Here is an 18,676-nt window from a genome sequence, read left to right on the forward strand (position 1 = left end):
ACGCCCACCTGCACGATGGGCGTAATCCATTTAAAGATGCTGCACAGCCTACCGATCGCCTGCCCGACTTCCCAGCGGCAACTTTCCGAAATTTAGCCACTATTACGCTGATGCAGTGCGGCGGTGACCTTACGCAGCAGCGGCGGCAAGTCCTGTTTGTCCATCACCACTTCCACCAGCGACAGACGACGATTCCGCATTAATTGCTCCATCACCGCGTCCAGCTGCACTGTTTCGCGGACGCGCCAGCTCTGCGCCGCGCACTCTTGGCTCAGCGCCTGCGGCAGCGCGGTCCAGTTCCATTGCGCGATATCGTTGTAACGTTGCTCAGCACCGTGAATCGCGCGCTCAACCGTGTAACCATCATTGTTAATCAGGAAAATGATCGGCTGCTGGCCGTCGCGTAGCATCGAACCCAACTCCTGAATCGTCAGCTGCGCGGAGCCATCGCCAATAATCAGGATGACCCGACGATCCGGCTGCGCGGTTTGCGCACCAAAGGTGGCGGGTAAAGTATAGCCAATCGATCCCCACAGCGGTTGCACCAGCAATTGCGCATCCTGCGGTAACCGCAGCGCCGCCGCACCAAAGGCCGCAGTGCCTTGATCGGCGAGGATAATATCACCCGGCTGCAGGAAGCGCTGCATCGCCTGCCAGAATGCCTGCTGACTGATTACCGCCGCAGCAATTTGCTCACTTTCTTCGCACTCCGGCGCATCCGCCAGCCGCCAGTGCGCACAGTGACGCTGATAAATCGGCGTCAGTGCCGCCAGCGCCTGCTGCATGCTTAACGGCGCAAACACCTCGCCAGCGACCGTGGCCTGAAACGGCTGCAGATCGATCACACGTTCGGCGGGCAGATTTTGCGTGAAGCCGGCGGTTAAGGTATCGGTAAACCGCACGCCTACGCACAGCGTGACGTCGGTATCTTCGATGGCTTGGCGCACTGCATCGCTGCTGCCTTGTGCGGCATAAGTGCCGACGTAACCCGGCTGCTGCTCGTTGAGTACACCTTTGCCCATCAATAAGGTGGCGGCAGGAATCGCGCGCAGCTGGCGCAATGCCTCAAGCTGCGGCTGCAACTGCCAGCGCGCGGCAAGGAAATCCGCCAACAACGCCACGCGCTGCGCCGGTGCCAGCAAACGTTCTGCCGCATCAGCAAAGGCCGTGGCAACCTGCTGATGGTTACCTGCGACTGTAATTTTTTCCTCTGGCAGCGAGATCTCAGCCGCCGCCACATCCACCGCCAGCAATAAATAGCCGGGACGATGTTGCGTTAGCGCCTCGCTGATAACGCGATCGATCTCCACCACCGCGTTCTCCGCCGTCAGCACCGCAGATGCCACACTCACTTCCTGCGCCATTCGCAGGAAATGACCAAAATCGCCATCACCCAGCGAATGGTGCACGCAATCGCCCTGCTGCTGCGCCTGACTGGCGGGCGCGCCCACAATATGAATCACCGGCACATATTCAGCATAGCTGCCAGCGATGCCGTTAATCGCACTGAGCTCGCCGACGCCAAACGTGGTCAGCAGTGCCGCCGCGCCGTTGCAGCGCCCGTAGCCATCCGCCGCATAAGCCGCATTCAGTTCATTGGCGCAGCCAACCCAGGCAATTTCGGGATGCGCAATCACACTGTCGAGGAATTGCAGGTTGTAATCGCCCGGCACGCCGAACAGATGTCGGATGCCGCTTTGCTGTAATCGGTGCAGTAAATAATCGCCAACGTTGGGGGTTTTCATCGACAGCTCCTTGTTAAGGGGATAATCAGGAGTATTAGCGATGTGGCTGAATTGGCGAGATATTCACCATCGTGTGGTGCTGATTTGTGGCAAGCATTCGTTACGACGACAGATAATTCTGTAAGTTGCGATCTTCGGCGCGTTTCGCCTTAGTGTAAACGCATACACTGCTATGCTGATGTCACTTTCTCCCCTATTGAGACAGGAACGCTGCATGAGTGCTTTTCCCCATCCCGAACGTTATCAACAGATGCAATACCGTCGCAGTGGCCGTAGCGGCCTGAAGTTACCGGCAATTTCCCTTGGTTTGTGGCATAACTTTGGCGACAGTACGCGCGTCGATAACAGCCGTGAACTGCTGCGCCACGCCTTTGATCGCGGCATCACCCATTTCGATCTCGCCAATAATTACGGTCCGCCGCCGGGATCGGCTGAATCTAACTTTGGTCGCATTCTGCGCGAGGATTTTCAGGGACTGCGCGATGAGCTGGTGATTTCTACCAAAGCCGGTTACACCATGTGGGACGGCCCGTACGGCGATTGGGGTTCACGCAAGTATCTGATTTCCAGCCTCGATCAAAGCCTGAAGCGTATGGGACTCGAGTACGTTGATATCTTCTATCACCATCGTCCCGATCCTGAAACGCCGCTGGAAGAGACCATGCGCGCGCTGGATCAGGTGGTGCGTCAGGGCAAAGCGCTGTATGCCGCCATCTCTAACTATCCGGCAGACAAAGCCGCCGAAGCGATTGCTATTCTGCGCGACCTCGGCACGCCATGCCTAATCCACCAGCCGCGTTATTCGATGTTTGAACGTACGCCAGAGCAGGGTTTGCTGGATGTGCTGGGCGACAACGGCGTTGGTTGCATTGCCTTCTCGCCGCTGGCGGGTGGCGTGTTAACCGACCGCTATTTGCAGGGCATTCCGCAAGATTCGCGCATCGCCAGCGGCAGTAAGTTCCTGAATGAAAACCAGTTGACGCAAGAGAAGATGGAAAAAGTGCGTCAGCTGCAGGCAATCGCCCAACAGCGCGGCCAGAAGCTGGCGCAAATGGCGCTGAGCTGGGTGCTACGCGATGCTCGTGTCACCTCGGTGCTGATTGGCGCCAGTAAAACTGCGCAAATTGATGATGCGGTTGAGATGTTGAGCCAGCCGGTGCTGAGCCAGGACGAGATCGACGCCATCCACAATATCTTAGTGTAAACGTTTACCCGCCCGGCATTTGTCGGGCGTTTTCCGCAGCAGAAAATTCTCATTTCAGATTTCCCTCAGCGTTTTCAGACTGATTCTCAAGGCTTACCTGGTCCGATGTGGCAAACTAGCGCAACGGTGGCAGTGATAAGCTACTGAAAAGGAGAAGTTATGAAACGTGCCATTTTGTTTGCCGCCTTGCTGGCAACTTTATCCCCGTTGGCTATCAGCACAGCACAAGCCGACAGCGCCACCATCAATTTGGGTCCGGGCGTTACGCTGCATCTCGGCGATCGCGATCGTCACGGTAATTACTGGGACGGCGGTCGCTGGCGTGAACCGCGCTGGTGGAACGATCGTTATCGTTACGATGACCATCGCTGGTGGCGTCATGAAGAGTGGAAACGTCATCGCGCCTATGAACGTGAGCGCGAACGTCGCTGGCATGAACGTGAACGTCGTGACCATTGGCGTCACGATCATCGCCATGATGATCGTCGTGATCACCGCGATCACCATCATCACTAAACAAAAAAATCCCGCTAATGAGCGGGATTTTTCTTTTATAGGCCCGTTACCAACCGAGCGCTTCGCCGACCAGTAAGTAGAGATTGAGGGCGATGACCAGCACCACAATCAGCCGTCCGGCATTCTGCATCAGGCGCGAGTTCACCATCTCATCACCCATCAATTCCCGGTTGCCGGTAAATGACAGCAACGGAATTAGCGCCAGCGCGATACCGAAACTCAGCAGCACCTGGCTCATTACCAGAATGCGCGTGGGATCCCAGCCCGCCCAGATGACAATAAACGAGGGCAACATAGTAATAGTGCGGCGGAACCACAGCGGAATGTGGAAACGAATAAAGCCCTGCATCACCACTTGTCCCGCCAGCGTGCCAACCACGGTAGATGAGAGACCGGCGGCCACCAGGCTCAAACCAAATACAATTGCCGCCGCTTCGCCCAACAGCGGTTGCAGCGTTAAGTAAGCCTGATCGAGATCGACGATGCTGGAGTGACCGCTGAAGTGGAACGCTGCGGCGGCGGTTGCCATCATCGCCAGATTTACAAAGCCAGCGATGGTCATGGCAATCGCCACATCCAGCTTGGTTGAGCTGTAGCGTTGCGCCTTGCTGCCTTTATTACCGTGCTGCGTCAGCGCCGAGTGCAGATAAATCACGTGCGGCATAATGGTGGCGCCTAACACGCCAGCAGCGAGGAAGACCGCATCTGACGTCGGCAACGATGGCAGCGCCATACCGACCACCAGCTCACTCACTTTTGGCTGGGAGAAAAACAGCTCCACAATATACGCCGCCGCTACGAACAGCAGCAGGCCGCCAATCACCAATTCCAGTGGCTTCTGCCCGCGACTTTGCAGCATCAGAATCAGGTAAGTCGCGATACCGGTTAACACCGCGCCCTGCAGCAGCGAAATGCCGAGTAAAAGCTTGAAGCCGAGCGCTGCGCCAATAAACTCAGCGAGATCGGTGGCCATGGCGATGATTTCCGCCTGCACCCAATAGAACCACACCGCCGGACGCGGGAAACGATCGCGGATGTGTTCTGCAAGATTTTTGCCGGTGGCAATGCCGAGCTTGGCGGACATCAGCTGGATCAGCATCGCCATGACATTGGCCCACACCACCACCCACAACAGCTTATAGCCGTAGGCGGCGCCGGCCTGAATGTTGGTCGCGAAGTTGCCGGGATCGATATAGCCAATCGCCGCGATAAAAGCGGGGCCCAGCAACGCGAGTTTGATCTTTCTGGCTCCGCGAGCAGCGCGCTCAGCGGTGCGGCTTTCTAGCATAGTTTTACCCTGTCTTAACGCTTGTTGACCCGACCAGATTAAGGGTCATTCAAGGCAGATGAAATTTGGTTATAGTTATTGTATTAATAGATGGTGCTATGAAGTATAGCCATTGCTATACATTGCGGTAAAGCCAGTTCTTGCCAAAAATACGTGCAACGCAAATGACTCTACGCTTGGGTCATTTTATAGACAATGTTTTTGTGGATATTTCTTGTGATGGATTTGTAATGGGGTTGTGAGCGGTCAGACTTATCTGAGAAAAATCGCGATAGCGAATACTTATAATGTGGTTTTGATCTCGTTTTTAAGTAACGCGTTACATAGAATACGCAACAAAATACAACCCTCCTCAAATTTGGAGCCGACATGTCCCATGTTTTGCATTTTATTTTAGCACTAGTGGTGGTAGCGGTGCTGGCCTTGCTGGTCAGCAACGATCGTAAAAGCATCCGTCTTCGTTTTATCGTACAGCTTCTGGTCATTGAATTGTTGTTGGCGTGGTTCTTCCTGAACTCCTCCATCGGTCTCGGCTTCGTGCAGGGCTTCGCTGGCTTCTTTGATCATCTGCTCAAATATGCCGCCGAAGGCACCAACTTCGTGTTTGGCAATATGAGTGAAAAAGGTCTCGCCTTCTTCTTCCTCAACGTGCTTTGCCCAATCATCTTCATCTCGGCGTTGATTGGTATTTTGCAGCACTTCCGCATCTTACCTTGGGTGATTCGCGGTATTGGTACCGTACTGTCAAAAGTAAACGGTATGGGAAAACTGGAATCTTTCAACGCCGTAAGCTCTCTGATTTTGGGACAGTCAGAAAACTTTATCGCCTATAAAGATATCCTCGGCAAAATGTCACAGCGCCGCATGTACACCATGGCAGCGACCGCCATGTCGACGGTTTCCATGTCGATTGTCGGCGCCTACATGACCATGCTGCAGCCAAAATATGTGGTTGCCGCGCTGGTATTGAACATGTTCAGCACCTTTATCGTGCTGTCGCTGATTAACCCGTACCGCGTTGATAGCGAAGAAGATCTGCAATTGCAGGACCTGCACAAAGGTCAGAGCTTCTTCGAGATGCTGGGCGAATACATCCTCGCCGGTTTTAAAGTGGCGATGATTGTCGCTGCGATGCTGATTGGTTTTATTGCCTTGATTACGGGTCTGAACGCGCTGTTCGATCTGATTTTCGGCATCAGCTTCCAGGGCGTGCTGGGTTATGTATTCTATCCATGTGCGTGGGTGATGGGCGTTCCTTCACACGAAGCGCTGCAAGTGGGCAGCATCATGGCAACCAAACTGGTTTCCAACGAATTCGTGGCGATGATGGATCTGCAGAAAATCGCCGGTCAGCTGTCACCTCATTCGGAAGGTATTCTCTCGGTGTTCCTCGTCTCCTTTGCTAACTTCTCCTCTATCGGGATTGTGGCGGGCGCGATTAAAGGTCTGCACGAAGAGCAAGGTAACGTGGTTTCACGCTTCGGCCTGAAACTGCTGTACGGTTCAACGCTGGTGAGCGTGCTGTCAGCCGCTATCGCTGGCCTGGTGTTGGCCTTCTGATCAAAAGGGCGAGCTGCGGCTCGCCCTTCTCTTCTTATTTATTTCAATCGGTTCTATCCCGCCTCGCCCCGGCGTTTCCCCCGCCATCACCCGCTTCACCATCAAACGCAAAACCTTTGCACAATATTGAATTTCCGTTCACACCGCCTGCGCCCGTAGTTTTTCTCCATGACGTCACTTCAGGAGAACCGCATGAGCATTCAATTCCTTGGCATGATTGGCCACCGCCTCGCCTCCGAGATTATCCCGGCTAGCGGCCCGCTGTTCGATAAAGAGTACATTGCACGTTTTGCGCGTGCGCATGAAGACGCTGGTTTTGATCGCATTCTGGTGGGCTATTGGTCGGATCAGCCAGATGGCTTTCTGGTGACCGCGCACGCGGCGGCGAATACCTCAACGCTGAAATTTTTGCTGGCGCATCGCCCCGGCTTTGTGTCGCCAACCCTGGCGGCGCGCAAACTGGCTTCGCTTGATCACTTAACCGACGGCCGTTTAGCGGTGCACATCATCAGCGGCGGCAGCGATGCCGAGCAGCGCCGCGACGGTGACTTCCTCAACAAAGCCGAGCGCTATGCGCGCAGCGATGAGTTTCTTACGGTGCTGAAGCAGAGCCTCGAATCCGTTCAGCCGTACCATCATCAAGGCCCGTTTTATCAGGTCGAGCAGGCGTTTTCGGCCATCAAACCGTTGCAGAAAAAACTGCCGGTCTATTTTGGCGGATCGTCGCAGGAAGCAATTGATGTCGCAGCACGGCATGCCGATGTTTTTGCGCTGTGGGGCGAACCGCTGAAAGGCGCGGAGGAGACGGTACGCAACGTGCGCGCTGCTGCTGCCAGACAGGGGCGCGAAATCAACTTCAACATCTCGTTCCGCCCGATTCTTGGCAAAACTGAAAAAGAAGCCTGGGAACGCGCGGAACACATCCGCGCCACGGCAGAGAAACAGCTCAACGAAACTGGCTTTGCCTTTGGCAAGGCGAAACCGCAGAGCGTTGGCGCACAGCGTTTACTAGCCGCCGCCAATGAAGGCGATCGTCTGGATAAAGTGCTGTGGACCGGCGTCGCAAAACTGGTTCAGGGCGGCTACAACTCCACCGCGCTGGTGGGAACGCCGGAACAAGTCTCCGATGCGCTGCTGGAATATTATCGCCTTGGCATCCATAGCGTGCTGATTCGCGGCTTCGACCCGCTTAACGATGCGGTGGAATATGGCCGTGAGCTGATTCCGCTGACGCGCGAGAAAGTCGATGCGCTCTCCGCCGCCGATAAAAGGAGCGCCTGAATCTGATGAGCCATTATCAGCACCAGCGCCTGCGCGATTTCGTCGCCAATCTGGCTAATCTGCTGGATACAAAGCCCGAGGAAGCCACGGTGTTACAACGTGGCAGCGAGTGGCTTGGCGAGCTGATTCGCCACGACGATTGGCTGGACGACGCCTTTAGCCAACCTCATCCCGAACACTATCAACAATATTTGTTGTATGCCGATGCGCAGCAGCGCTTCTCGGTGGTGAGTTTCGTTTGGGGGCAGGGCCAGCAAACGCCGATTCACGACCATCGCGTATGGGGATTGATTGGCATGCTGCGCGGCGCGGAAATTTCACAATCCTGGCAGCCGGGGCCGAACGGATTGCAGCCGGAAGGCGCGCCAGTTCGACTCGATCCAGGCAGCGTTGAAGCGGTATCGCCAACGGTGGGCGATATTCATCGCGTCAGCAACGCCTATGACGACCGCGTCTCCATCAGCATTCACGTTTATGGCGCCAACATTGGCGCGGTCAAACGCGCGGTCTACCGCGAAGACGGCAGCGAAAAAACGTTTATCTCCGGTTACAGCAACCGCTACTTACCGAACATTTGGGACCTTTCACATGACTAAACCGGTTTTCCCTTTACGCCAGGCCGCGGAACTTATTGATGCGCTGCGTCAGCAGCAGGAAGTGGCGATTGTCGATGTGCGCGATGAAGCGCTGTTTGCCACCGCGCATCCGCTGTTTGCGGTGAATATTCCGCTGTCAAAGCTGGAGCTTGAGCTACTGGACCGCATTCCGCAGCGCACCACCGCCATCACGCTGTATGACGGCGGCGAAGGCCTGGCGCAAACCGCTGCCGAGCGCATTGCCGCACTGGGTTACAGCAATGTCACGCTGCTGGCGGATGATTTGGCCGGCTGGCAAGCGGCGGGCGGCGAACTGTTTATCGACGTTAATTCACCCAGCAAAGCGTTTGGCGAGCTGGTTGAGCATCACAATCACACCCCTTCGTTGTCAGCGGACGAAGTGCATCAGCTGATTAACAGCGATGCTAACGTGGTGGTGCTGGATGCGCGCCGTTTCGATGAATATCAGACCATGAGTATTCCGGGTGCCACCAGCGTGCCAGGCGGTGAGCTGGTGCTGCGCGTGCGTGATATCGCGCCATCGCCGGAGACCACGGTGATTGTCAACTGCGCCGGTCGCACACGCAGCATCATCGGTACGCAATCGCTGGTGAATGCCGGAATTCGCAATCCGGTGTTTGCACTACGCAATGGCACCATCGGCTGGACGCTGGCCGGACATGCGCTGGATAAAGGCCAGTCGCGCCGCTACGGCGAGAGCAGCGAAACCGCTCAGCGTCAGGCGGCGAACAATGCGCGCAGCATCGCAGATCGCGCCGGTGTAGAACGTATCCCGCTTGCCACGCTGAAGCGTTGGCAGCAAGAGACGCGCACCACTTATCTGTTTGATGTGCGTGATGCCGACGAGTACGCCGCCGGGCATCTGCCGGGCAGCCGTCACGTGCCGGGGGGCCAATTAGTGCAGGAGACCGATCATTACGCCAGCGTACGCGGGGCACGCATCGTGTTGATTGATGATGATGGCGTGCGCGCCAATATGACCGCATCCTGGCTGGCGCAGCTTGGCTGGCAGGTTTCGGTGCTGGAGGAGCTGCAGGCCGGTGATTTTAGTGAAAGCGGTAACTGGAAAGCGCAGGTGCCGCCCGTTGCTCAACCCGAATTCATCTCACCGCAGCAGTTAGCGGAATGGTTGCAGGAAGGGCAAACGCAGGTGCTGGATTTCACCACGCGCGCGAACCATCTCAACAGCCATATTCCGGGCGCGGCCTGGTTGCTGCGCTCTACTCTGCAACAGCAAGGCAAAGCGTTGTTGCCGGAGGCGCGTCGCTATGTATTAACCTGTGGCAGCAGCCTGCTGGCGGGCTATGCGGTGGAACAGGTGGCTGAGCTGACCGGTAAACCGGTGTTTGTGCTGGAAGGCGGTAACGCTGCCTGGCGTAGTGCGGGTTTGCCCACGGAGCAAGGAGAACAGCATCTGCTGTCACCGGCCATCGATCGCTATCGTCGCCCGTATGAAGGCACTGATATTGAGGCGGGCGTGATGCAGGCCTATCTGGACTGGGAATACGGTTTGGTGGCGCAGTTGGATCGCGATGGCACGCACGGTTTCCGTGTGCTGCAATTGCAGCCGCAAGCTGTTACGGCCTGACAAAAATTCCGCGTTATGCAGTAATGTGGTCGCCATAAATGGCGACCCTACAAACGACAAAATCGCAATTTATTGCGTGGCGTTTAGAAGGTGATTTTTTTGAATGTGTTCAGAACGAACAGAGATTTGGTGGAGATAAGCGGGATCGAACCGCTGACCTCTTGCATGCCATGCAAGCGCTCTCCCAGCTGAGCTATACCCCCACATCTGGAAATCATTTTTCGGTCAAACCGTTGGGAGCGGTTTGGTGGAGATAAGCGGGATCGAACCGCTGACCTCTTGCATGCCATGCAAGCGCTCTCCCAGCTGAGCTATACCCCCGAACCGAAAAACTGCCGAGTAAACTCGACGGACGGGATAATATGAAACCGCCCCTTGAGTGTCAACGTCAAATTCTCGTTCTGTGTTTGATCGCTGAAAAAGGCGTCAACCCCGCGTCAGCATGGCTTTTTTTTCTACACTTCCTCCCAAATCGCTTCTATTAATATGCGCTATCCAACAATGCTCACCAAACCCAACCTCAACCCAGCGTTAATTTAAGGTTAAAGATGTTAGGAGCAGTCTTGTTTTCGTTAAAAGTGCGTGTAAAACTTAGCGCGCTAATTAACCGGTCATCCTGCCAGGGTGTTCTCTCAATGACCGGCCAGCAACGTCCCCATTAATCCATATAAGAAAAGTGAATTATGTCGCTGCATACACCTAAAGAGATCGCTCAACTGGCGATTCAAGCTGGCGTGGCTAAAAGCCGCCTTCCTATCTCCACCTTGTTAATTCTTGGCTTTATGGCCGGTGCGTTTATCGCCACCGGCTTCCTGCTCGATCTGCATGTGATTAACCAACTGCCTGCTGAATGGGGCTCATTCGGCGTGCTGCTCGGCGCTGCGGTGTTCCCGGTTGGTTTGATCATGACGGTGCTGGCGGGCGGTGAGCTGCTGACCGGCAATATGATGACGATGCCAATCGCCTGGTTCGCGCGTCGCATCAGTGGCTTCAGCGTACTGCGTAACTGGTTTTGGGTTACCGTCGCCAATTTTATTGGCAGCGTTGCAGTAGCATGGTTTTTTGGTCATATGCTGGGCATGACAGAGGGCGATTACCTGAAGAAAACCGTGGCGATTGCGCACGCGAAAGTGAATGCCGATTTCCTGCACGCCTTTATTTCCGGCGTAGGCTGCAACTGGCTAGTGTGTCTGGCGGTGTGGCTCGCCTTCGCCAGTAAAGATGTGGTGGGTAAAATCTTCGGTATGTGGTTCCCAGTGATGGCGTTCGTGGCGATTGGCTTCCAGCACGTTGTCGCTAACATGTTTATTGTTCCGGCAGCGATTTTTGCCGGCCAGATGAGCTGGGCGGAGTTTGCGCCAAACGTAATTGCGGTGTTCCTTGGTAACGGCGTGGGTGGTGCAATTTTTGTTGGCCTCACCTATTTCATCGCTTTCCGTCCTGAACAACCCGCAGTGAGCGAAGCGCAATAACCGAATTTTGCCTTTTGTTGGAGAGCAGAAGGCATTTTCTGCCCAGGTTACTTTTCCCCGTTACGTTTTGTTGTAATATGTAGAGCTAATGTATTTAACAGGGACTGCATCGTGAAAAAGGAATGGCTTACCCCCGAGGAGCTCGCGCTGGAAACGGGCTACAGTCGGCAAACGGTGAATAAATGGATTAAACGTGAAAACTGGACAACCACGCCAAAGCCCGGTGTTCAGGGCGGTAAAGCGCGATTGATCCATATTGATGAGCGTGTAAAGAGCTTTGTTCAGTCCACCCGCCACGCGAACGAACCGGCGGCTAATTACGGTGCACAACAAAATACGTTACCTGCGTTATTAATAAATTCTGTCCAGCAAATGACGGCAGCGGAGCAAGAGCAATTTGCGGCGTTGTTATTGCGGGAGGGAATTCGAGGCGTACTGGAGCGTCTGGGGATTCAGGAAGAATAAATAAGCCGGAAGCAGATGCTTCCGGCTTTTTCATATTATGCGTTTGCTTCACGCTCAGCGATGAATGCCAGCGCTTTCTCAATACGTGCAACGCTGCGGCTGCGGCCAATCGCTTCTACCGTCACATCCAGAGCCGGTGACTGGCCTGAACCGGTCACCGCCACACGCAGTGGCATACCCACTTTGCCCATGCCCAGCTCCAGCTCATCTGCCGCAGACTGAATTGCATGATGCACATTCTCAGCGTTCCAGTTGCTGTCGCTGATCGCGGCCAGTTTGTCACGCACCACTTCCAGCGGCTGACGCGCGACCGGACGCAGATGCTTCTTCGCTGCGTCAGCATCAAAGGCTTCAAACTCTTCATAGAAGTAACGGCAAGATGCCGCGATCTCTACCAGAGTTTTGCAACGCTCGCCCAGCAAGGTAACCAGCTTAGCCAGTTCCGGACCAGTGCGGGTATCTATCTTTTGCTGCTCAATGTGCCATTGTAGCTGCGTAGCAACGTATTCCGGCGGCAGCGTATTAATGTAGTGATGGTTCAGCCACTGCAGTTTTTCAGTGTTGAAAGCACTGGCTGATTTGCTCACCGCATCCAGAGTGAACAGCTCTGCCATTTCCGGCACGCTGAAAATCTCCTGATCGCCATGTGACCAGCCGAGACGCACCAGATAGTTGAGCAGCGCTTCCGGCAGATATCCATCATCGCGATATTGCATCACGCCGACCGCGCCATGACGCTTAGACAGCTTCTTACTGTCATCGCCAAGGATCATTGAGACGTGCGCGTAGGTTGGCACTTCTGCACCGATCGCTTTCAGGATGTTGATCTGGCGTGGCGTGTTGTTGATATGGTCTTCACCACGAATCACGTGAGTGATGCCCATATCCCAGTCATCCACCACCACACAGAAGTTGTAGGTTGGCGAACCGTCGGTACGACGAATGATCAGGTCATCCAGTTCCTGGTTGCTGAATTCAATCGGGCCACGAATCTGATCGTCAAAGATGACAGAACCTTCCTGCGGGTTGCGGAAGCGCACCACGCACGGCTCATCAGCAGCGTGATGTTCATGGCTGTCGCGGCAGCGGCCGTCATAACGCGGCTTTTCGCCCTTTTCCATCTGCTCTTCACGCAGCGCATCAAGACGTTCTTTACTGCAGTAGCATTTATAGGCCGTGCCCGCTTCCAGCATGTCGTCGATCACCGCGTTGTAGCGATCAAAACGCTTGGTCTGATAATACGGACCTTCATCCCAGTTAAGGCTCAGCCAGTTCATACCATCCATGATGGCTTCAATGGCTTCCGGTGTGGAACGCTCCAGATCGGTATCTTCGATACGCAGAACAAATTCGCCCTTGTTATGGCGAGCATAAAGCCAGGAGTAAAGAGCAGTACGAGCACCGCCTACGTGCAGATAGCCGGTTGGGCTGGGTGCGAAGCGAGTTTTGATTTTCATTCAGCATTGCCTTAAATGCGCAGGTTTTATTGTCTGGATGACAAAAAAAGGGTTAACGCGAAAAAACAGTGCGCACATTCTAGCAGGTGAGGCTGATTCCTCAATGATTGTCGCGGTGGCATCCCGGTTTGCTGTGCGCTTTTCTGCTAATAAAACCAGCACATTGGCGAAAAGCGCCCCACGATGATTATTTTTAAAGCGAACGCACATTTAAGTTTTAAAAACCGTTGACTCACTTTGAAGGATCCCTATAATGCGACTCCACACAGCGGGGGTGATTAGCTCAGTTGGTAGAGCATCTCCCTTACAAGGAGGGGGTCGGCGGTTCGAGCCCGTCATCACCCACCACTCTTTAGAAGGTTTAAAGGTGGCCCGCAGTGAACAAGAGATAAGATATGGGTGATTAGCTCAGTTGGTAGAGCATCTCCCTTACAAGGAGGGGGTCGGCGGTTCGAGCCCGTCATCACCCACCATATCTTAGTCAGATGACGCTCTTGTTAAGCAGTACGAAGTGGGTGATTAGCTCAGTTGGTAGAGCATCTCCCTTACAAGGAGGGGGTCGGCGGTTCGAGCCCGTCATCACCCACCACTTCGGGTCGTTAGCTCAGTTGGTAGAGCAGTTGACTTTTAATCAATTGGTCGCAGGTTCGAATCCTGCACGACCCACCAATTCAGAGAAAAGCGCCTTTTAGGCGCTTTTTTCGTTTCTACCGTTGGCACTTTAGCGTACCAAATCCCAACAAAACCTTTTCGCAAGCTTAACACTCCCTGCCCTCAAGCCTCCCGCTGCTCTGACCGATAACGATAATGGTCTATTGCAAGGAGAAAACCATGTCTATATCCAGCGTTAGTAGTGTCAGCACCGCCAGTAGCGGCGGCGGATCGACCTCAGAAATCGCCAGCCTCAACAAACAGATTCAATCCATCACCAAGCAGCTGAAAGATCTTTCCAGCGACGATACGCTCACCGATGAACAAAAATCGGAACAGGAGCAGATGCTGCAATCACAGATTCAAATGATTGAGGCGCAAATCGCGCAGATTGAGCAGCAGCAAGCAGAGAAAGCGCAGCAGAAACAGGAAGCTCAGCAACCAGCGGCGAACAAAGCCGATGGAATTAACCGTCCAACTGATAGCAATCAGATCAACGTGTACGTTTAAAACGCCGGCTTTAGCATGCGTTGTTGCGTCAGCAGGGCCGCCTGCTGACGCACTTCCTGCCAGATCGCTTCTGCGGCGGGTGTCAGCGAGCGGTTTTTGCGCTTTATCAGCATCAGGCTGCGATTAATTTCCGGATAGAGACGTCGCACCGTGAGTTTGCGTCCTGACGGCAACGGCAAGGCCAGTGCAGGCAAAATACTGATACCAATCCCCGCTTCCACCATCGGATAAAGCGTGGCGGGATGGCCGATTTCCTGCACCACATTCACATTTAACGCCAGTTGTTGCAGCGCGGCATCGACTAACACGCGACTGCCAGAAGCATAATCCTGCAGCACCATATTGCGTCCGGCCAGCATCGACCACTGCGCCTGTGCAATTTGCGCCAGCTCGTCATCTTCATGACACAGCAGTAAAAAAGGCTCCTGTAGAATCTCTTCGCTATCGAAATCGGTGTCGTTGAGCGGACCAATCACAATACCAAAATCAACCTCCGCATTGCGTACGCTTTGCAACACCCATTGCTGCACGCGATCATGCAGGATGACGCGGATATCGGGATAGCGCTGCTGGCTGCTAGCCAGACACTGCGGCATCAGGTGGGCAGAAGGCGTTTGACTGGCGGCAACACGCACCGTGCCGCTGCGCTGTTCGCCATAGCTGCGCACATCCAACACGGTGGTGTTGAGATCTTCCAACAGACGATTAAGCCGCGTGGCCAGCTGCTGCCCCGCTTCGGTCAGCATCACTTCTCGCGTGGTGCGATCCAGCAAGCGTACGCCCATTTCCGCTTCCAGCTCTTTAATGCTGTGGCTTACCGCAGACTGACTCAAACCAATCGCTTGTCCGGCCAAACTAAAGCTGCCGTGATGCGCCACCGCCACAAAGGTTCGCAACTGGCGTAAGGTGTAATTCATCGATATCGCTCATAGATTGATGCAATAAATCAATTTTATTTCTAAACCCAGCGGGCGCACAATCAGCACCATCAATTTTTTAAATTTAACCGGATTTTAACAATGGGATTTTTACGCCTCGATCCGATGATGATTAAACTCATCATCACCGTGCTGCTGGCCAGCTTTATTCCTGCCAAAGGGGTCTTTGTCGACATCTTTGAATATCTGACCACCGCCGCCATCGCCCTGCTGTTCTTTATGCATGGCGCCAAACTTTCGCGCGAGAAGATCATCGCCGGAAGCAGCCACTGGCGCTTGCACTTGTGGATTATGTGCAGCACCTTTGTGGTATTCCCAATTTTAGGATTGCTGCTGGTGTGGTGGCATCCGGTGAATGTCGGTCCGGAGATTTATACCGGCTTTATCTATCTCTGCATTCTGCCTGCTACCGTGCAGTCAGCCATCGCCTTTACCTCGATGGCGGGCGGTAATGTTGCCGCAGCGGTATGTGCAGCGTCGGCTTCGAGCCTGCTTGGCGTATTTATCTCGCCGCTGCTGGTGAATCTGGTAATGAATGTACACAGCGAAATGCCGGGTAATGGGCTGGAGCAGATTGGCAAAATCATGCTGCAGTTGCTGGTACCGTTTGTAATTGGTCATCTGTCACGCCGCTGGATCGGCGGTTGGGTGGAAAAAAATCGCAGCCTGATTGGTAAAACTGACCAGACATCCATTCTGCTGGTGGTTTACTCAGCCTTCAGTGAAGCGGTTGTGAATGGCATTTGGCACCGCGTCGGTTTGGATACGCTGTTATGGATTCTGGCAGGCAGCCTGCTCATTCTGTTTGTTGCGCTGGCGATTAATCTCGGGGCATCACGCCTGTTTGGCTTTAGCCGTGCCGATGAAATCACCGTGCTGTTCTGTGGCTCGAAAAAGAGTCTGGCGAACGGTGTGCCGATGGCCAACATCCTATTCCCGGCCGCATCTGTGGGTATTATCGTATTGCCGCTGATGATCTTCCATCAGGTACAGTTAATGGTGTGCTCTTTCATTGCCCAGCGCTACAAAGCCGGGAATGAAAAACGGCTGGCGCAGCAGCAAGTAGAAGCGCAGAAATCCTAAATAGAACGGCCCGCAAATGCGGGCCGTTTTGTTACTCACTGCGCTTGAGCGGTTTGATTAAACCTTCGAGACCTTCGATCTTAATCGTCAGCGTCAGCTGCATCAGTTCGCCTAACTTACCGGCCGGAAATTCATCTTTGCGGGCGAACCACAGCAAATACTCCTCCGGCACATCAATCAGCACTCTGCCCTTGTACTTGCCGAACGGCATCACGGTATTGGCGATTTCAACTAGCTGCTGTTTATCCACGTTAGGCTCCGAGCAGGCGAATCATTTCCGCTTCGTCGATCACCGGAATACCGAGTTCCTGCGCTTTCGCCAGCTTGGATCCGGCCGCTTCACCCGCAATCAGCAAATCGGTTTTCTTCGACACGCTGCCGCTCACTTTAGCGCCCAGCGCCACCAAACGCTCTTTAGCATCATCGCGATTCATCTGCGACAGAGAGCCAGTCAGCACCACGGTTTTACCGGCAAACGGACTATCAATCTCTTCGACATTGACCACTTCAACCTGCGGCCAATGCACGCCAATCTCTTCGGTAAGATCGCGAATAACGGCGCGATTGCTCTCTTCATCCATAAAATTACGCACATGCGTCGCCACTACTTTGCCGACATCCTGCACTTCAATTAGCGCATCGAGATCGGCGTTCATCACCTTTTCCAGCTCGCCAAAGTGATTGGCAAGGTTAGCAGCGGTGGCTTCGCCGACTTCACGAATACCCAGCGCATAGAGGAAACGTGCCAGCGTGGTGGATTTGGCCTTTTCCAGCGCATCAACCACGTTCTGCGCCGATTTCGGCCCCATGCGATCGAGGCCGGTCAGCTTGCCGGCCGTAAGACGGAACAGATCGGCTGGCGTTAAGACGTACTCTTTCTCAACCAGCTGATCAATGATTTTGTCGCCCATGCCATCGACATCCATCGCACGACGCGAAACGAAGTGTTTAAGCGCTTCTTTGCGCTGCGCGCCACAAATCAGGCCACCGGTGCAGCGCGTCACCACTTCACCTTCCACGCGTTCAACGTCTGAACCACACACCGGGCAATGACTCGGGAAGACGATTTCACGCGTCTCTTCCGGGCGCTCAGATTCCACCACATTGACCACTTGCGGAATCACGTCACCAGCGCGGCGAATCACCACTTTGTCGCCGATGCGCAAACCCAATCGGGCGATTTCATCAGCGTTATGCAAGGTAGCGTTGCTCACCACAACGCCCGCAACCTGAACCGGCTCCAGACGCGCGACTGGCGTAATCGCGCCGGTGCGGCCTACCTGGAATTCGACATCGCGCACGAACGTCATCTGTTCCTGCGCCGGGAATTTAAATGCCACAGCCCAGCGCGGCGCACGCGCCACAAAGCCGAGTTGCTCCTGCAGCGCCTGTGAATCGACCTTGATAACCACGCCATCGATGTCGAAGCCGAGCGACGGGCGCTCCTGCTCAACCTGACGATAAAACGCCAGCACTTCATCGGCGCTGTGTGCCAGACGAATACGATCGGTGACCGGCAATCCCCACGCCTTAAACTGTTGCAGACGTTGCCAATGGCTGGCGGGCATTTCACCGCCTTCCAGCAGACCAAAACCGTAGCAGAAGAAGGTCAGCGGACGTTTGGCGGTAATGCGCGGATCGAGCTGGCGCAGAGAACCGGCCGCTGCGTTACGTGGGTTTGCAAAGACTTTCGCGCCGGTGCGACGCGCTTCTTCATTCAGCTTTTCAAAGCCGCTTTCGGTGATAAACACTTCGCCACGCACTTCAACGCGAGCGGGAATGTTATCGCCATGCAGACGCAGCGGAATGGCGTGAATAGTGCGTACGTTCGCCGTGATGTTTTCGCCGGTGGTGCCATCTCCACGCGTTGCTGCGCGCACCAGCAAACCATCTTCATACAGCAAACTCACCGCTAAGCCATCCAGCTTGAGTTCGCAGCAATAAGTCAATTCGTCAGTGCTTTTAAGGCGATCCTGCACGCGTTTGTTGAAGGCAAGGAAGCCCGCTTCATCAAAGGTGTTATCCAGCGACAACATCGGCACTTCATGACGCACTTGCTCAAAAGCTGCCAGCGGTGCCGCGCCCACGCGTTGTGTCGGAGAATCAGGTGTAATCAAATCAGGATGAGCGATTTCCAGCTCGCGCAGCTGAACCATCAATCGGTCATACTCTGCATCCGGAATCTCCGGCGTATCCATCACGTGGTAGAGATATTCGTGGTGACGTAACGTGGTGCGCAGCGCGGTGATCTGCTCCTGAACCGATTTCATAGTCTCTTATCCGATAAAAAACCCCCGACAT

General features: G+C 54.5%; 16 protein-coding genes and 6 tRNA genes. 14 read left to right on the plus strand and 8 right to left on the minus strand.

Annotated elements, in window-relative coordinates:
• Positions 1–92: 92 nt before the first annotated feature.
• Positions 93–1,745: an alpha-keto acid decarboxylase family protein gene (locus NR302_RS13495; protein WP_258143710.1), complete on the minus strand. Its 1,653-nt coding sequence runs from the start codon at positions 1,743–1,745 to the stop codon at positions 93–95.
• A gap of 214 nt (positions 1,746–1,959) precedes the next feature.
• Here NR302_RS13495 and mgrA point away from each other — a divergent pair, with 214 nt between their 5' ends.
• The gene (gene mgrA / locus NR302_RS13500) at positions 1,960–2,949 is read left to right on the plus strand and encodes an L-glyceraldehyde 3-phosphate reductase (RefSeq protein ID WP_008101348.1); all 990 of its coding nucleotides are present in this window, start codon (positions 1,960–1,962) and stop codon (positions 2,947–2,949) included.
• Between the two features lie 159 nt (positions 2,950–3,108).
• Entirely contained in the window at positions 3,109–3,465 is a 357-nt protein-coding gene (locus tag NR302_RS13505; RefSeq protein WP_008101350.1) for a DUF2502 domain-containing protein, read from the plus strand.
• Positions 3,466–3,511: 46 nt separating this feature from the next.
• Here the strand turns inward: NR302_RS13505 and NR302_RS13510 are convergent, their stop codons facing one another.
• Complete coding sequence (locus NR302_RS13510; RefSeq protein ID WP_008101352.1) at positions 3,512–4,753, minus strand: Nramp family divalent metal transporter; 1,242 nt, start codon at positions 4,751–4,753, stop codon at positions 3,512–3,514.
• A 369-nt stretch (positions 4,754–5,122) separates the two neighbouring features.
• Between NR302_RS13510 and NR302_RS13515 the strand changes: the two genes are divergently transcribed.
• The 4 genes from NR302_RS13515 (at position 5,123) to NR302_RS13530 (ending at position 9,799) form a co-directional block, all read left to right on the plus strand.
• Entirely contained in the window at positions 5,123–6,313 is a 1,191-nt protein-coding gene (locus tag NR302_RS13515; RefSeq protein ID WP_258143711.1) for a NupC/NupG family nucleoside CNT transporter, read from the plus strand.
• A gap of 192 nt (positions 6,314–6,505) precedes the next feature.
• Positions 6,506–7,594: an LLM class flavin-dependent oxidoreductase gene (locus tag NR302_RS13520; protein ID WP_258143712.1), complete on the plus strand. Its 1,089-nt coding sequence runs from the start codon at positions 6,506–6,508 to the stop codon at positions 7,592–7,594.
• Between the two features lie 5 nt (positions 7,595–7,599).
• On the plus strand, positions 7,600–8,190 hold the full coding sequence (locus NR302_RS13525) for a cysteine dioxygenase (RefSeq protein ID WP_258143713.1): 591 nt from the start codon (positions 7,600–7,602) through the stop codon (positions 8,188–8,190).
• The gene (locus NR302_RS13530) at positions 8,183–9,799 is read left to right on the plus strand and encodes a rhodanese homology domain-containing protein (RefSeq protein ID WP_258143714.1); all 1,617 of its coding nucleotides are present in this window, start codon (positions 8,183–8,185) and stop codon (positions 9,797–9,799) included. Before NR302_RS13525 ends, NR302_RS13530 begins: the two co-directional genes overlap by 8 nt.
• Positions 9,800–9,926: 127 nt before the next feature.
• Here NR302_RS13530 and NR302_RS13535 read toward each other — a convergent pair.
• Together NR302_RS13535 and NR302_RS13540 are read right to left on the minus strand one after the other, a co-directional pair.
• Positions 9,927–10,002: transfer RNA gene (locus tag NR302_RS13535), tRNA-Ala, on the minus strand.
• 42 nt (positions 10,003–10,044) lie between these two features.
• Positions 10,045–10,120: transfer RNA gene (locus NR302_RS13540), tRNA-Ala, on the minus strand.
• Between the two features lie 362 nt (positions 10,121–10,482).
• Here NR302_RS13540 and NR302_RS13545 point away from each other — a divergent pair.
• Together NR302_RS13545 and NR302_RS13550 are read left to right on the plus strand one after the other, a co-directional pair.
• Entirely contained in the window at positions 10,483–11,271 is a 789-nt protein-coding gene (locus NR302_RS13545) for a formate/nitrite transporter family protein (protein ID WP_008102137.1), read from the plus strand.
• A 111-nt stretch (positions 11,272–11,382) separates the two neighbouring features.
• Complete coding sequence (locus tag NR302_RS13550) at positions 11,383–11,736, plus strand: YfeC-like transcriptional regulator (protein ID WP_008102134.1); 354 nt, start codon at positions 11,383–11,385, stop codon at positions 11,734–11,736.
• A 35-nt stretch (positions 11,737–11,771) separates the two neighbouring features.
• On the opposite strand, the gene gltX is transcribed toward NR302_RS13550, so the two are convergent.
• A complete protein-coding gene (gene gltX / locus NR302_RS13555; protein WP_258143715.1) occupies positions 11,772–13,193 on the minus strand; it encodes a glutamate--tRNA ligase in 1,422 nt (473 codons plus the stop codon).
• Positions 13,194–13,465: 272 nt separating this feature from the next.
• On the opposite strand from gltX, the gene NR302_RS13560 reads away from it, so the two are divergent.
• The 5 genes from NR302_RS13560 (at position 13,466) to NR302_RS13580 (ending at position 14,354) form a co-directional block, all read left to right on the plus strand.
• A tRNA-Val gene (locus NR302_RS13560) sits at positions 13,466–13,541 on the plus strand.
• Positions 13,542–13,590: 49 nt separating this feature from the next.
• Positions 13,591–13,666, plus strand: a tRNA-Val gene (locus NR302_RS13565).
• Between the two features lie 40 nt (positions 13,667–13,706).
• Positions 13,707–13,782 (plus strand) — tRNA-Val (locus tag NR302_RS13570).
• A 4-nt stretch (positions 13,783–13,786) separates the two neighbouring features.
• Positions 13,787–13,862, plus strand: a tRNA-Lys gene (locus NR302_RS13575).
• Between the two features lie 162 nt (positions 13,863–14,024).
• On the plus strand, positions 14,025–14,354 hold the full coding sequence (locus tag NR302_RS13580) for a FlxA-like family protein (protein ID WP_008107778.1): 330 nt from the start codon (positions 14,025–14,027) through the stop codon (positions 14,352–14,354).
• Here NR302_RS13580 and NR302_RS13585 read toward each other — a convergent pair.
• Positions 14,351–15,271, minus strand: a complete 921-nt coding sequence (locus NR302_RS13585; protein ID WP_008107779.1) for a LysR family transcriptional regulator — start codon at positions 15,269–15,271, stop codon at positions 14,351–14,353. The genes NR302_RS13580 and NR302_RS13585 overlap by 4 nt on opposite strands.
• 102 nt (positions 15,272–15,373) lie before the next feature.
• On the opposite strand from NR302_RS13585, the gene NR302_RS13590 reads away from it, so the two are divergent.
• Complete coding sequence (locus NR302_RS13590; protein ID WP_008107781.1) at positions 15,374–16,375, plus strand: bile acid:sodium symporter family protein; 1,002 nt, start codon at positions 15,374–15,376, stop codon at positions 16,373–16,375.
• 31 nt (positions 16,376–16,406) lie between these two features.
• Here NR302_RS13590 and NR302_RS13595 read toward each other — a convergent pair whose 3' ends face one another.
• Together NR302_RS13595 and ligA are read right to left on the minus strand one after the other, a co-directional pair.
• On the minus strand, positions 16,407–16,625 hold the full coding sequence (locus tag NR302_RS13595; RefSeq protein WP_008107783.1) for a DUF3820 family protein: 219 nt from the start codon (positions 16,623–16,625) through the stop codon (positions 16,407–16,409).
• Between the two features lies 1 nt (position 16,626).
• Positions 16,627–18,645 (minus strand): NAD-dependent DNA ligase LigA, encoded by a 2,019-nt coding sequence (gene ligA, locus NR302_RS13600; RefSeq protein WP_258143716.1) that lies wholly within the window; start codon positions 18,643–18,645, stop codon positions 16,627–16,629.
• Positions 18,646–18,676: the final 31 nt, after the last annotated feature.

The sequence above is a fragment of the Pantoea sp. SOD02 genome (genome assembly GCF_024707505.1).
Lineage (GTDB): Bacteria > Pseudomonadota > Gammaproteobacteria > Enterobacterales > Enterobacteriaceae > Pantoea > Pantoea symbiotica.

Coding starts and splice junctions, on each gene's coding strand:
- NR302_RS13505 (WP_008101350.1), top strand. CDS start 3,109: ATGAAACGTGCCATTTTGTTTGCCGCCTTGCTGGCAACTTTATCCCCG.
- NR302_RS13530 (WP_258143714.1), top strand. CDS start 8,183: ATGACTAAACCGGTTTTCCCTTTACGCCAGGCCGCGGAACTTATTGAT.
- NR302_RS13515 (WP_258143711.1), top strand. CDS start 5,123: ATGTCCCATGTTTTGCATTTTATTTTAGCACTAGTGGTGGTAGCGGTG.
- NR302_RS13525 (WP_258143713.1), top strand. CDS start 7,600: ATGAGCCATTATCAGCACCAGCGCCTGCGCGATTTCGTCGCCAATCTG.
- NR302_RS13495 (WP_258143710.1), bottom strand. CDS start 1,745: ATGAAAACCCCCAACGTTGGCGATTATTTACTGCACCGATTACAGCAA.
- NR302_RS13510 (WP_008101352.1), bottom strand. CDS start 4,753: ATGCTAGAAAGCCGCACCGCTGAGCGCGCTGCTCGCGGAGCCAGAAAG.
- gltX (WP_258143715.1), bottom strand. CDS start 13,193: ATGAAAATCAAAACTCGCTTCGCACCCAGCCCAACCGGCTATCTGCAC.
- NR302_RS13585 (WP_008107779.1), bottom strand. CDS start 15,271: ATGAATTACACCTTACGCCAGTTGCGAACCTTTGTGGCGGTGGCGCAT.
- NR302_RS13520 (WP_258143712.1), top strand. CDS start 6,506: ATGAGCATTCAATTCCTTGGCATGATTGGCCACCGCCTCGCCTCCGAG.
- NR302_RS13545 (WP_008102137.1), top strand. CDS start 10,483: ATGTCGCTGCATACACCTAAAGAGATCGCTCAACTGGCGATTCAAGCT.
- NR302_RS13590 (WP_008107781.1), top strand. CDS start 15,374: ATGGGATTTTTACGCCTCGATCCGATGATGATTAAACTCATCATCACC.
- ligA (WP_258143716.1), bottom strand. CDS start 18,645: ATGAAATCGGTTCAGGAGCAGATCACCGCGCTGCGCACCACGTTACGT.
- NR302_RS13580 (WP_008107778.1), top strand. CDS start 14,025: ATGTCTATATCCAGCGTTAGTAGTGTCAGCACCGCCAGTAGCGGCGGC.
- mgrA (WP_008101348.1), top strand. CDS start 1,960: ATGAGTGCTTTTCCCCATCCCGAACGTTATCAACAGATGCAATACCGT.